Genomic DNA, 14,366 nt, shown 5'->3' with positions numbered 1-14,366 from the left:
TTGCATTTCTGGCGATGGTGTTTATTCCGCGTTTTCGTGAATATGTTTGCTGCTGACGGGCAGTAAGCCGTCAGCGCGGAACATCGCTTTAATTCCACGAATCGCCTGACGAATACGGTCGCGGTTTTCAATCAGCGCAAAGCGTACATGCGTGTCGCCGTAGTCGCCAAAGCCGATGCCGGGTGAGACACAAACCTTCGCTTCGTTAAGCAGCTTCTTGGCAAATTCCAGCGAGCCCATTGCCGCATACGGTTCCGGGATTTTCGCCCAGACATACATCGAGGCTTTCGGCATTTCAACCATCCAGCCCGCTTCATGCAGCCCTTTTACCAGCACATCGCGGCGACGCTTATACTGTTCGGCAATATCACGCACACACTGCTGATCGCCTTCCAGCGCCGCGATGGCGGCAACCTGTAATGGCGTAAAGGTACCGTAATCGTGATAGCTTTTAATACGTGCCAACGCGCTGACCAGTGTTTTATTGCCGACCATAAAGCCAATACGCCAGCCCGCCATATTGTAGCTTTTCGACAGCGTAAAGAACTCGACCGCTACGTCACGTGCGCCCGGCACCTGCATGATTGACGGCGCTTTCCAGCCATCGTAGACGATATCCGCATAGGCCAGGTCATGGACCACCAACACATCGTAGCGTTTCGCCAGCGCCACTACTTTTTCGAAAAACTCCAGTTCCACACATTGCGCGGTTGGGTTCGACGGGAAGCCGAGGATCATCATCTTCGGTTTCGGATAACTTTCACGAATGGCGCGCTCCAGTTCGTTGAAGAAATCGACACCTTCCACCAGCGGCACTGAGCGTACCTGAGCCCCGGCAATCACCGCGCCGTAAATATGAATGGGGTAACTTGGATTCGGCACCAGCACTGTGTCACCGTGATCCAGTGTCGCCAGCATCAGATGCGCCAGGCCCTCTTTCGAACCAATAGTGACGATGGCTTCTGATTCCGGGTCGATTTCAACGTCGTAGCGATCCTGATACCAGCGGGAAATGGCGCGACGTAGCCGCGGAATACCGCGTGAAGTGGAGTAACCATGCGTGTCCGGGCGCTGGGCCACAGTACATAATTTTTCGACGATATGCGGCGGAGTCGCACCGTCCGGGTTACCCATACTGAAATCGATAATATCTTCGCCGCGCCGACGCGCAGCCATTTTCAGTTCAGCGGTAATGTTAAAAACATAGGGCGGGAGACGATCAATGCGCGTAAAGCGACGTTCAGGGCGAGTGTCAGCCATAATTTCCTCAGATTAACGTTAGCGCCCGGACCGTCCGAGCGACGCTGCCACGATGGTGGCTGTTTTGAAAATAGCCTGATTAATTTCTGTCTGTCCAGCGTTTTAGAACATTTTTATTAATGACGTTAAATGAGGAACTCTGCTTTAAAAACAGGAAATTTATCTGCGCTAACAAGAAAATTACCACTCATTTTATTAACATAATAATTTCAATAAATTTACTAACCAGAAGTGCATTATCAAGAGATGCATTGCTAATACACCATTTATCTATCAATCCCCTTTTAAAATTGTGGTTTTTCCTCAAAAACGGCCTGCTGGTCATCAGCCTTCAGGTTACCTATCATAGAGGTTTAATCCTTATTCAGAGTCACCCGTGCACGAAATATTCAACATGCTGCTGGCGGTCTTCGATCGGGCAGCGTTAATGCTTATCTGCCTGTTCTTTCTCATCCGTATCCGCCTGTTTCGCGAACTGTTGCACAAGTCGGCACACTCACCGAAAGAGTTGCTCGCCGTTACCGCCATTTTCTCGCTGTTCGCCCTGTTCAGCACCTGGTCCGGCGTTCCCGTAGAAGGCTCGCTGGTGAACGTACGTATTATCGCGGTGATGTCCGGCGGGATTCTGTTTGGCCCGTGGGTGGGCATCATTACCGGCGTGATTGCGGGTATTCATCGTTATTTAATTGATATCGGCGGCGTGACGGCGATCCCCTGCTTTATCACCAGCATTCTGGCTGGTTGTATATCGGGCTGGATCAACCTGAAAATCCCCAAAGCACAGCGCTGGCGCGTCGGTATTCTCGGCGGCATGTTGTGTGAAACGTTGACCATGATTCTGGTGATTGTCTGGGCACCAACTACCGCGTTGGGGATCGATATCGTCTCTAAAATCGGGATTCCAATGATCCTCGGCAGCGTCTGTATCGGCTTTATTGTGCTTCTGGTGCAAAGCGTTGAGGGCGAAAAAGAGGCCAGCGCCGCGCGGCAGGCCAAGTTGGCGCTGGATATCGCCAACAAAACGCTACCTCTGTTTCGCCATGTCAATAGCGAGTCATTACGCAAGGTCTGCGAAATTATCCGCGATGACATTCACGCCGATGCGGTGGCAATTACCAATACCGATCATGTGCTGGCCTATGTTGGCGTGGGTGAACATAACTATCAGAATGGCGATGACTTCATTAGCCCGACTACCCGTCAGGCGATGAATTACGGAAAAATCATCATTAAAAACAATGATGAAGCCCACCGCACACCAGAGATTCATTCCATGCTGGTGATCCCATTGTGGGAGAAAGGCGTTGTGACCGGAACGCTGAAAATTTACTACTGCCACGCGCATCAGATAACCTCGTCATTACAGGAAATGGCGGTTGGTCTGTCGCAAATCATCTCCACGCAACTGGAGGTTTCACGCGCCGAGCAGCTACGTGAAATGGCAAATAAGGCAGAGCTTCGCGCCCTGCAAAGCAAAATTAATCCCCATTTCCTGTTTAACGCTTTGAACGCTATTTCATCGTCAATCCGTCTGAATCCGGATACCGCTCGCCAGCTGATCTTTAATCTGTCGCGTTATCTGCGCTATAACATTGAATTAAAAGACGATGAGCAAATCGATATCAAAAAAGAGCTGTATCAAATTAAAGACTATATTGCCATTGAGCAGGCCCGCTTTGGCGACAAGCTGACGGTTATCTATGATATTGATGAAGAGGTGAATTGCTGCATTCCCAGCCTGCTGATCCAGCCGTTGGTGGAGAATGCCATTGTCCACGGTATCCAGCCTTGCAAAGGTAAAGGCGTTGTCACCATCAGCGTTGCAGAGTGCGGCAATCGGGTACGCATTGCGGTGCGGGATACCGGGCACGGCATCGATCCAAAGGTGATTGAGCGGGTCGAAGCGAATGAAATGCCGGGCAATAAAATTGGCCTGCTGAATGTCCATCATCGCGTGAAGTTATTGTATGGCGAGGGGCTGCATATCCGCCGCCTGGAACCAGGAACGGAAATTGCGTTTTACATTCCTAACCAACGCACCCCAGTCGCCTCACAGGCTACGTTATTGCTTTGAGCCGGAGTGATATTGTGAAAGTCATCATTGTTGAAGACGAATTCCTGGCACAACAGGAACTGAGCTGGCTAATTAAAGAGCACAGCCAGATGGAGATTGTCGGCACCTTTGACGACGGTCTGGACGTGTTGAAGTTTTTGCAGCATAACCGCGTCGACACCATTTTTCTGGATATCAATATTCCGTCGCTGGATGGTGTGTTGCTGGCGCAAAACATCAGCCAGTTCGCCCATAAACCGTTTATTGTGTTCATCACCGCGTGGAAAGAACATGCGGTAGAAGCGTTTGAACTTGAGGCGTTTGACTACATTCTCAAACCGTATCAGGAGTCACGCATTACCGGGATGCTGCAAAAACTGGAAGCGGCCTGGCAGCAACAGCAGACCAGCAGTACGCCTGCCGCGACGGTAACGCGTGAGAATGACACCATTAATCTGGTGAAAGATGAGCGAATAATCGTCACCCCCATTAACGATATCTATTACGCCGAAGCGCACGAGAAAATGACCTTTGTTTATACGCGGCGTGAATCCTACGTAATGCCAATGAACATTACCGAGTTTTGCAGCAAGCTGCCGCCGTCGCATTTTTTCCGCTGCCATCGCTCATTTTGTGTCAATCTGAACAAAATCCGCGAAATCGAACCGTGGTTTAATAACACCTATATTCTGCGGCTGAAAGATCTGGATTTTGAAGTGCCAGTCAGCCGCAGCAAAGTAAAAGAATTTCGCCAGTTAATGCATCTTTAATCGGGAACTTTCATGAAAGCACCAGGCTTGCCCGCCGATCAACAATTTTTCGCCGATCTGTTCAGCGGCCTGGTGCTTAACCCGCAACTACTGGGGCGCGTCTGGTTTGCCAGCCAGCCTGCCTCGTTGCCGGTGGGCAGTTTATGTATTGATTTTCCCCGTCTGGATATCGTGCTGCGCGGCGAATACGGCAATCTGCTGGAAGCAAAGCAGCAACGTTTGGTGGAAGGAGAAATGCTGTTTATTCCGGCGCGCGCGGCTAATTTACCGGTCAACAACAAACCGGTGATGCTGTTAAGCCTGGTGTTCTCACCGACCTGGCTTGGGTTATCATTTTACGATAGCCGCACCACGTCGTTGTTGCATCCTGCTCGCCAGATCCAGCTTCCCAGCCTGCAACGCGGTGAAGGTGAAGCGATGCTTACCGCCCTCACCCATCTTAGCCGTTCGCCGCTGGAGCAAAATATCATTCAGCCACTGGTGTTAAGTTTGCTGCATCTTTGCCGTAACGTGGTGAATATGCCGCCGGGCAATTCGCAGCCGCGCGGCGATTTTCTCTATCACAGTATTTGTAACTGGGTTCAGGATAATTATGCCCAGCCGCTCACCCGCGAGAGCGTGGCGCAGTTTTTTAATATCACGCCCAATCATCTGTCAAAACTGTTTGCTCAGCATGGAACGATGCGTTTTATCGAGTATGTGCGTTGGGTGCGAATGGCGAAGGCGAGGATGATTTTGCAGAAATATCATCTGTCGATTCATGAAGTGGCGCAGCGTTGCGGCTTTCCGGACAGCGACTATTTTTGTCGCGTCTTCCGGCGTCAGTTTGGCCTGACGCCGGGAGAGTACAGCGCCCGTTTTCAGGGCTAACGTCAGAAGGTTAATTCTGTTTCCAGCAGCGTCAGGATACTTTGTGCATCTTGCGCGGCAAACAACGACTGGCGGAAGTTTTTATTCACCAGTTTACGCGCCAGCTGCGAGAAGACTTTCACATGATTCATCCCTTCGTTAGCGCCCAGCGTCAGCATGATTACCAGTTCGACTTCGCCCATCTCTGACTGCCAGTCAACCGGCTTCACCAGCCGGGCAATGCTGATACTGGAATGACGGATCCACTGAGATTTGGTGTGCGGGATCGCCACGCCAAAACCAACGCCGGTGGTGACAATCTCTTCCCGCTGCCAGACATCCTCTTCCAGCTCGAACGGATGTTCAGTGCGCCCGTTAACGCCGAGGTTACCGCACAGGAACTGGATCGCCTGCTCTTTATTGCTAAAGGCCTGATCAACGAAGATATTCTCCAGCGCCAACAATGGGCGAACGTCTTCTTCCGGCGTAAAGGCGGTGAGTAACGCTTCAATTTCCTGCGCGCTGCGACATTCACACGCCTGACGTGCCAGTTCCCGACACGCCTCGCTATCCAGTTGACGAAGCTGGCTTTTCACCGCCGGAATGCGCGGGCTACTCATACTCAGCTCATCCAGGCCCAGCCCAAGCAGTAGCGGCAGATAACGGCTTTCACCGCCCAGTTCACCGCAAATGCCTACCCATTTGCCCCGCTGATGCGCAGTGGTAACAATCTGCTGCAACATGCGCAGGAACGATGGCGTAATCGGGTTATACAGCGGCGATACGCGCGGGTTATTACGATCGACCGCATACAGATACTGGGTCATATCGTTGGAGCCGATACTGAAGAAATCGACCTCATCGCAGAAGTGATCGATGATGTAGCACACCGACGGCACTTCCACCATGATACCCAGCGTAATCGTCTCTGCATGACGCAGGCCATCGCGCTTAAGCTCAACGATCGCTTTTTGGATCTCGCCCTTCACCCATAAGATCTGATCGAGGCTGTGGACCATCGGGATCATCAACTGGGCGTTGCCGAAACTGGCGGCGCGCAAAATGGCCCGCAGTTGAGTGCGGAACAGGCCAGCAAATTCCGGGTAAATACGTACCGCGCGATAGCCGAGGAACGGGTTCTCTTCCTGGGGAATATTCAGATAAGGAATGCTTTTATCGCCGCCGATGTCCATTGTGCGGAAGATAATCGGCTTGTCGCCCGCTGCCAGTAGCACCTGCTGGTAGGCTTCAAATTGCTCCTGCTCGTCCGGCGCGCTGTCGCGATCCATATAGAGCATTTCGGTACGAAACAGCCCGACGCCTTCCGCGCCGTTGGCAAACGCGCCAGGCGCTTCCAGAGCGGTGCCAATATTCGCCGCGATATCAATACGCTTGTTATCACGGGAATAAGCCCGCTGCGCGGCAGCCTGCGCCTGTTGTTTTTGGCGTTTATCCGCCAGCGTCTGCGCGACCTGATAATAACCGCTCACCGCGTCATTCGGGTTAATCGCCAGCACGCCGCACTGGGCGTCAAGCACTGCAGGTTGCCCGGCATAACGGGCAATCGCATCCAGCGGCAGGCCGCTCAGTACCGGGATCGCCGAGGCGCGGGCCAGAATCAGGGTATGCGAGGTGCGCCCAGTTTTCTCCAGAATCATGCCTGCAAGATTTTTTAAATCGAGGCTCAAAAACTGGCTAGGGGTTAAATCCTCGGCCACCAGAATGGTCGGTTTTTCGAGCACCAGATTATTACGCGGCTTCAGTTCCGGCCAGGTAATATGCAGCAACTGTTCGCTGATATCACGAATGTCGCTGACCCGCTCGCGCAGATAATCGCTGGCAGAGGCAGAAAGTTTGGCGCAAACCTGCTCCATATTGCTGATGATCGCCGCTCCCAGCCCCTGATGCTGTTCTGCCATCAGGCGACGGATATTCCCTGCAAATTCATCATCCTGAATCAGCGACAAATGGGCGCTGAGGATGGTTTTGCTTTCGCCGTCACGCTCGCGCAACTGCTGGTTCAGTTGCTCGGCAAGCGTTGCCAGGCTGTGTTCCAGCCAGGTGGAGTCTTGCGCACTGGCCGGGATTGCCCGATAACTGTCGAGGCTGTTGCTCTGTAACAGGGTCAGCGTACCCACGCCGACGCCGCTTGCCAGCACATTGCCGTACAGTAAATCAGGGTTCAGGCGGCTTAATGAACGCGGCAGCGGGTGCGCCGTCAGTTCTGCCTGCGTCGGCTGGACGCTGTCGCTGTCGATAAAGCGCACCTGGATGTACTCTTCCAGCACGCGCCGCGCCTGCTCTTCATCGCTGCCGCTAATGTTCAGGCTGCAACTGTCATTAAATAATGTGCCGGTGCCAATCAGCGCCAGCGAACTTTTGGCATCCGCCTTCGCGTTTTGGCGATGGTTAATGAAAGTCACTTCACTTTGCCACTGGCTGCACTGTTCTTTAAGTTCCCACGCCGGACGGGCATGAAGACCGTTAGGCAAAGGACAGAGAAATTGAATCGTTAGCATAACCGCTCCGGGTTAATCAGGAGATCATCTGAAATCCGTCAGTTGAACAACCGTCTCACGGGTAAGACGTTGAATAAGGGCAGATAAAAGCTGCTGCATCTGCAAAATGTCGCGGCAGTCGACAATCGATGCGGCGCAATGTCCATGGCGGGTTGCTGGCCCCATCACCACTGTTGGTATGCCAGTACCGGTTAAGTGCACCGCTCCACCGTCCGTGCCGCCGTTACTGAACATATCCGCCTGTAACGGCACGCCAATTTCTGCCGCCACAGTTTCGATCCAGGCGGTAAGTTTTGGCGGCGCAATCAGTGACTTATCGCTTAACACCAGCATCGGTCCGTGACCAATCTGGCGATGGTTAGCTGCGCCATAATCAAAGTTTTTCGCCCAGCAGGCGGTATCAAGCACAATGGCGACATCCGGCGACACCGCACGCGTGGCGGTTTGCCCGCCGCGTAAGCCCACTTCTTCGCTGGAACTTGCCACCAGCCACACTTCCGCAGGCAGTTCAGCGTCGTGCAGCTCGCGCAGCAAAGTCACCAGCAGGTAGCAACCGAGGCGATCATCAAAGGCTTTCCCCATCACCCGCTGGTGAGGGAGAACCTGAAAAGTAGTATCAAACGTGACGCGATCGCCTGGACGAATTCCCGCCTGCATCACTTCGTCATACGAGCGCGCGCCAATATCCACGCGCATGGCGCTAACGTCATTCCCCTGCCGCTCGCCATCAAGCAGGCCGGGAATTTTGCACTCTTCACGGGTGGTGATGCGCACCGCCTGCAACTGGCGGGCAGCCATGCGCACATTGCCAACTGGCAGCACATCAATCGCCCCTTCGCGGGAGATGCTGCGCACCATAAATCCCACTTCGTCCATATGCGCACAGATCATCACCTTCGGACCTGTCGATTCATTGAGGCGGATCAGCACCGAGCCCAGGCCGTCAAATCGCACTTCTTTTTGCAGGCGATCCGCTTCATCCAGCAGGATCTGCCGCACTTCCTGTTCCGAGGAGGCGATCGCATCTGCCTCGCTCAATGCTTTTAATAGCGATAAATCCATTATGCCTCTCCCGTGAGCAACACTGTTTTCGGCATGGCGTAGAGCACTTCTGCGCCTTGCGGGGTGACCAGCACAACATCTTCGATGCGCACGCCCCCTTGCCCTGGCAAATAAATCCCCGGCTCCACGGTCAGTAACATGCCTGGTTGTAGCGTCGTGGTGTCCCGCGGTGAAAAACGCGGATCTTCGTGCACTTCAATGCCGATAGCATGACCGGTGTTATGACCGAAATAGTCGCCATAACCGGCTTCTGTAATCACCCGGCGCGCGGCATCGTCAACCTGTTGGCAGCGCACGCCGGGGCGAATCGCGGAGATTGCCGCTAGCTGTGCCTGCAGGACAATCTGGTAGACGTTAAACAGCGGGTGAGATTCGGCGCTCACCCCTTCGCCATTCACCAGCAAGGTGCGCGTCATATCAGAGCAGTACCCCTGATACAGCGCACCGAAATCGAGAGTGACAAACTCGCCTGCTGCAACAATCTTGTCGCTGGCTTTACCGTGCGGCAGCGCCCCACGCCAGCCGCTGGCGACAATGGTGTCAAAAGAGGCTTTTTCTGCGCCCTGCTGGCGCATAAACCACTCCAGTTCAGCGGCTATCTCGCATTCGCTCATCCCCGCCTGAATAAAGCGGCGAATATGCTCTGCGCCACGATCGGCAATCCCACAGGCGAGGCGGATTTTCTCCACCTCCTCTGGCGTTTTGATTTGCCGCAGCACATCCGGCGTGGCGCTTACCAGTTTCGCATTGAGTTCAGACTGCCAGCGGTGCGCGGTTTCCCAACTCACCTGCTGGCCTTCAAAACCGAGCGTTTGCAACTGCTCATCGGCAATGATTTGCCTGACGATGGTGGCAAGCGTGTGCATCGCGTCGAGCAAATGCAGCTGGTAACCTTGCGTGCGGGCTTCTACATCCGCGTAATAGCGCGAGTCCACCAGAATGTGCGCACTTTCACGGCTAATCACCACATAACCTGATCCGGTGGAGATCCCCAGATGCGGCTGTTTGTTCTGCCGTGAGGAAAGGAGCACCGCATCCAGTTGTTGCGCCTTAAGCCAGTCGCGCAGCGAAGCGAGTAATGTCATCTGGATTTTTCCTTCTTACAGGCTATCGATTAACAATTTGCCTTTGCGGAACATCATCAGACGCAGGAACACCACCATCAGCGCAGTAATGATTGCTCCCAGCGCGATCCCCGCCATATAGACGCCCAGATTAGTGACCAGCGGCCACGCCCAGATAGCGGATTCCGGGAACCATTGCACTGCGCCCAGCCAGACAGCAGCAGTGGAACCGACAATCGCGCCAACCATATAGGACGGAATGGCAGTAATGGGGCTTTCCAGCGCAAACGGAATCGCACCTTCACTGATCCCCATAAACGCCAGGAACATCGCGGTTTTACCCTGCGGATAAAGCTGGGCGTTAAACAGGCGTTTGCCAGTTAAGCGACGATCGATAATGGTCGCCAGACCCAGACCAATCGGCGGAATAACAATAGCGATAGAACGTGCGGTGACTGGTAATACATGGTCAGTGGTAAAGCTGAAGGCGACGAAACCAGCTGCTTTGTTGATTGGACCACCCAAGTCGATTGCGGTCGCCGCAGCAATGCCCATTGCGTACATCAGCGCGCCCTTCTCACCAGCAGCGGTCAGCACGGTACGGATACCGCCGTTGATCCAGCCACCAAACGGCGTGATCACGTAGTACATCGCCAGCATGACAAAAATGGCGGAAAGAATCGGTAGCAAAAATGTGGTTTTGAACGCTAACAGGAAATCCGGTAACTGGATTTTCTGGTTCATCCATTTCACGAGGTAACCCGCGACGATAGAAATAATCAGCGCACCAATGAAGGTAGACGGGACTGGTGAAGAGGTCGTCCACTGCATAGTGCTGGGATCGAAGTTCAGCAGTTGCGTGGGCTGGGTAGACATCAACCCGCCGATAAACCCAGCCGGGAACGCCAGTTTGCCGCCAATAGAATTCGCCACAAAAGCGGCAAACATCGGAATGGCAAAGCCAAACAGCACGCCGCCAAAGGACTGCGACAGCCAGGCAAATTTCAGTAAGGAGAGGTCGAAACCGGAAAATTTCCCACTATTAAGAGCATCCATAATGCCGATGTCTGCGGGAATTTTAAGCCAGCTATAGGCAATCAGCTGGCTGAAAGCGAGGATCACACCGCCCATAATTAAGGTCGGCACCATGCGTGAAATCCCTGACATCACATGCTGCGGGAGTTCACCCCAGAAGCTGGTTTTAGAGGCCTGCGGATTCTTAACTGCCGCTGCCGCACCGGATGCGCCAGGCACAACGGTTGCACTGCGTTTTTTAATGGCCATAACAATTATCCCTGTCGAATATTACTGTTGTTCAGCGGCAATCATCTCTTCGATTTCTTTGATGATGTCCGCAGCGTTTTTAATTGCGTCCTGCAAAGTGATTTCATAAACGTCGCGTGATTCGAAACGTTCGTTATCTTCTGGTGTTACTGCCACGGAATGAATGATGATGGTCGCTTCGGCGATATCCTGCGCCGTCAGGCGGTTCTGGATGCCATCCGCGCCCTGAGTTTCAATTTTCACTTCATAGCCGGCTTCCACCGCCGCTTCTTCCAGAGCCTGGGCGGCCATAAAGGTGTGAGCCAGCCCCATTGGGCAGGCACATAAGGCAATCAGTTTCTTACTCATCGTTATTTCCTCGTTCGTTTATAGTTGACGAATGAAATTATGAACGTGCAAAACAAATAGCCGTTACCAGACAAATAATGCATTTACTGGAGAATTAATCCCGTAGTGCGGAAGTGTGACGCAGGTCGGCCTTGTGAAGAGACACAAAGAAAAATTGAATTAACTGATTGATTTAAAAGATTATCGGGAGAGTCACCTCCCGATATGACAGGAAGGATTTACAGAATGTGGCCTAAGGTCTGGCGTAAATGTGCACCGGAACCGAGAAGCCCAGGGTTATCGTGCACAATTAAATAGACCGGAATATCATGAACATAATCTTTAAAGCGCCCTTTGTCTTCAAAAGCGGCACGGAAACCGGAGGCTTTGAAGAACTCAAGGAAACGCGGAACGATACCGCCCGCAATATAGACGCCGCCAAATGTTCCGAGATTGAGCGCCAGATTACCGCCAAAACGCCCCATAATGACGCAAAACAGTGACAACGCACGACGGCAATCGGTGCAACTGTCGGCCAGCGCGCGTTCGGTAATATCTTTTGGCTTGAGATTTTCCGGCAGGCGGTTGTCCGCTTTCACAATCGCGCGATAAAGATTTACCAGACCAGGGCCAGAGAGCACGCGTTCAGCCGAGACATGGCCAATTTCCGCGCGCAGTATTTCAAGGATAATGGCTTCTTCTTCACTGTTTGGCGCAAAATCAACGTGACCGCCTTCACCAGGCAGGCTTACCCAGCGTTTATCGACATGGACCAGATGTGCGACCCCAAGCCCTGTCCCGGCACCGTACACCGCGACAGGTTTACCTTCAACCGGTTCTGCGCCGCCAAACTGGATCAGATGCTCTTTTTTCAGCATCGGGATCGCCATCGAAACCGCCGTAAAATCGTTAATAATCTCCAGGTGGCTAAAACCGAGATTCTTTTTCATTTCGGCAATCGAAAACGCCCAGGTGTGGTTGGTCATTGCCACCCAGTCACCAGTAATTGGGCAAGCAATGGCGATGCAGCCATCTTTCACCTCGACTTTATTCTCTTCAAGATAAACGCGAATGACCGCTTCCAGGCTGGGATAATCAAGCCCTGAATAGGTTTTAGCCTGCGAGATTTCACCACTGGCAATATCACACAGAGCAAGACGTGCGTTAGTACCGCCCACATCACCGACTAATGCATACTTTGTCATTCTTCAACTGCTCCGCTAAAGTCAAAATACTTCTTTCTCACACTGTAAATACGTGGGGGCATAACAACAACGCCGAAAAGGCAGGCTCCCTGTAAATATCGATCTGGGTCACACATTTACTTTATCGTTTCAGCATCAATTGCAGCGATGTCTTTGTGCAAGCTGGGCAAACTAAATATCTGAACCCGCATAAAGGAATAGAACATGCTCCATCCGCGAGCCAGAACCATGTTGTTATTATCGCTCCCCGCTCTGGCAATTGGGATTGCGTCCAGTCTTATTCTGATGGTGGTAATGAAAATCGCCTCGGTATTACAGAATCTGCTCTGGCAACGACTGCCGGGAAGTCTGGGGATAGCCCAGGATTCACCGCTCTGGATCATCGGAATTTTAACGCTGACAGGGGCTGCTGTTGGGCTAGTCATCCGTTTCAGCCGGGGTCATGCCGGGCCGGATCCTGCCTGTGAAGCGCTGATTGGCGCGCCAGGCCCTCCCTCTGCGCTACCAGGACTGATCGTAGCATTAGTTCTCGGTCTTGCTGGCGGCGTCAGTCTTGGGCCGGAACATCCCATTATGACCGTCAATATCGCCCTCGCGGTAGCGATTGGCGCGCGTCTGTTACCACGAGTGAACCGGATGGAGTGGACTATTTTAGCCTCTGCGGGCACCATCGGCGCACTGTTTGGCACACCTGTTGCAGCGGCGTTGATATTTTCGCAAACCTTAAATGGCAGCCACGACGTTCCACTTTGGGATCGTCTCTTTGCGCCGTTAATGGCAGCGGCGGCTGGCGCACTAACCACCGGATTGTTTATCCATCCTCATTTTTCGCTGCCCATTGCTCATTACGGACAGATGCAGTTAGCAGACATCATCAGCGGTGCAATTGTGACGGCGATCGCCATTGCGGCAGGTATGGTTGCAGTGTGGTGTTTCCCACGGGTGCACGCGATGATGCATCAGATTAAAAATCCGGTCCTCATGCTGGGGGTTGGCGGCTTTATTCTCGGTATTCTGGGTGTTATTGGTGGGCCTGTTTCGCTATTTAAAGGACTGGACGAGATGCAGCAGATGGTGACAAATCAGGCTTTCAGCACCAGCGATTACTTATTGCTGGCGGTAATCAAACTTGCCGCCCTGGTCATTGCCACCGCCAGCGGGTTTCGCGGCGGGCGAATCTTCCCGGCGGTATTTGTCGGCGTAGCGTTAGGGTTGATGCTGCATGCGCACGTTCCCGCCGTTCCAGCGGCCATTACCGTCTCCTGCGCGATTCTCGGCCTCGTACTGGTGGTAACGCGCGATGGCTGGCTAAGTTTGTTTATGGCGGCGGTCGTTGTACCTGATTCCACATTGTTACCACTACTGTGTATCGTCATGCTTCCGGCATGGTTATTACTGGCAGGTAAACCGATGATGATGGTGAATCGTCCAAAACAACAGCCACCCCACGATAACCTTTAGCAAAAAATGCTCTCCCTTATGATTTAAGAGTTATGGCGATGAAACGGGGCTTTACCTCCCCGTAATATTGAGTTAACAGGCCGCTGACGGCTTCGATCGTGAAGGAGAATAACAATGTTCAGGTCACTGTTTCTGGCGGCCGCCCTGATGGCATTTATCCCGCTTGCAGCAAACGCAGGTGAAATTACCTTGCTGCCATCAATTAAATTACAAATTGGCGATCGCGATAATTATGGTAACTACTGGGACGGTGGCCACTGGCGCGATCGTGACTACTGGCACCGTAATTATGAATGGCGTAAAAACCGCTGGTGGCGTCATGATAATGGCTATCACCGTGGTTGGGATAAGCGTAAAGCGTATGAGCGTGGCTATCGCGAAGGCTGGAGCGACCGTGATGATCATCGCGGAAAAGGCCGTGGACATGGGCATCGTCATTAAACACATTCGCTAATGGAGCACAATGCCTGATGCGGCGCTTGCGCGTCTTATCAGGCCTACAAACCCACTTC

General features: G+C 52.9%; 12 protein-coding genes. 5 read left to right on the top strand and 7 right to left on the bottom strand.

The features are described 5' to 3' along the window. Positions 1-21: 21 nt before the first annotated feature. On the bottom strand, positions 22-1,260 hold the full coding sequence (gene alaC / locus D9738_RS16830; protein ID WP_001600256.1) for an alanine transaminase: 1,239 nt from the start codon (positions 1,258-1,260) through the stop codon (positions 22-24). A 376-nt stretch (positions 1,261-1,636) separates the two neighbouring features. Here alaC and ypdA point away from each other — a divergent pair, with 376 nt between their 5' ends. From ypdA to D9738_RS16815, 3 genes are read left to right on the top strand one after another with little or no spacing between them, the layout of a single operon-like run. Further along, positions 1,637-3,334, top strand: coding sequence for a two-component system sensor histidine kinase YpdA (gene ypdA / locus D9738_RS16825; RefSeq protein WP_000544359.1), 1,698 nt, complete (start codon positions 1,637-1,639; stop codon positions 3,332-3,334). Between the two features lie 14 nt (positions 3,335-3,348). Further along, positions 3,349-4,083 (top strand): two-component system response regulator YpdB, encoded by a 735-nt coding sequence (gene ypdB, locus D9738_RS16820; protein WP_089630570.1) that lies wholly within the window; start codon positions 3,349-3,351, stop codon positions 4,081-4,083. A 12-nt stretch (positions 4,084-4,095) separates the two neighbouring features. Further along, positions 4,096-4,953: an AraC family transcriptional regulator gene (locus tag D9738_RS16815; protein WP_032224589.1), complete on the top strand. Its 858-nt coding sequence runs from the start codon at positions 4,096-4,098 to the stop codon at positions 4,951-4,953. Between the two features lie 2 nt (positions 4,954-4,955). On the opposite strand, the gene ptsP is transcribed toward D9738_RS16815, so the two are convergent. The 6 genes from ptsP to glk form a co-directional block, all read right to left on the bottom strand. Beyond that, entirely contained in the window at positions 4,956-7,451 is a 2,496-nt protein-coding gene (ptsP, locus tag D9738_RS16810; protein ID WP_130260686.1) for a phosphoenolpyruvate--protein phosphotransferase, read from the bottom strand. A gap of 24 nt (positions 7,452-7,475) precedes the next feature. Continuing rightward, positions 7,476-8,513 carry an aminopeptidase gene (gene ypdE / locus D9738_RS16805; protein ID WP_130260685.1) on the bottom strand — a complete coding sequence of 346 codons (1,038 nt, stop codon included), beginning with the start codon at positions 8,511-8,513 and terminating at the stop codon, positions 7,476-7,478. Beyond that, a complete protein-coding gene (gene ypdF, locus D9738_RS16800) occupies positions 8,513-9,598 on the bottom strand; it encodes an aminopeptidase (RefSeq protein WP_130207344.1) in 1,086 nt (361 codons plus the stop codon). Before ypdF ends, ypdE begins: the two co-directional genes overlap by 1 nt. A gap of 15 nt (positions 9,599-9,613) precedes the next feature. Beyond that, positions 9,614-10,861: a PTS fructose transporter subunit IIC gene (locus D9738_RS16795; protein WP_130207346.1), complete on the bottom strand. Its 1,248-nt coding sequence runs from the start codon at positions 10,859-10,861 to the stop codon at positions 9,614-9,616. 21 nt (positions 10,862-10,882) lie between these two features. Beyond that, a complete protein-coding gene (locus D9738_RS16790; protein WP_130260684.1) occupies positions 10,883-11,209 on the bottom strand; it encodes a PTS fructose transporter subunit IIB in 327 nt (108 codons plus the stop codon). A 218-nt stretch (positions 11,210-11,427) separates the two neighbouring features. Beyond that, positions 11,428-12,393 carry a glucokinase gene (gene glk / locus D9738_RS16785; protein WP_130207348.1) on the bottom strand — a complete coding sequence of 322 codons (966 nt, stop codon included), beginning with the start codon at positions 12,391-12,393 and terminating at the stop codon, positions 11,428-11,430. A 204-nt stretch (positions 12,394-12,597) separates the two neighbouring features. Here glk and D9738_RS16780 point away from each other — a divergent pair, with 204 nt between their 5' ends. Together D9738_RS16780 and ypeC are read left to right on the top strand one after the other, a co-directional pair. Next, entirely contained in the window at positions 12,598-13,854 is a 1,257-nt protein-coding gene (locus D9738_RS16780) for an ion channel protein (protein ID WP_130260683.1), read from the top strand. A gap of 114 nt (positions 13,855-13,968) precedes the next feature. Then, the gene (gene ypeC, locus D9738_RS16775; protein ID WP_130207352.1) at positions 13,969-14,295 is read left to right on the top strand and encodes a DUF2502 domain-containing protein YpeC; all 327 of its coding nucleotides are present in this window, start codon (positions 13,969-13,971) and stop codon (positions 14,293-14,295) included. Positions 14,296-14,366 lie beyond the last annotated feature (71 nt).

Source organism: Escherichia sp. E10V5 (assembly GCF_004212315.1).
Taxonomy (GTDB): domain Bacteria; phylum Pseudomonadota; class Gammaproteobacteria; order Enterobacterales; family Enterobacteriaceae; genus Escherichia.
Note: the sequence above shows the minus strand (reverse complement) of the source record. Positions and strands in the feature narration are given on the sequence as shown.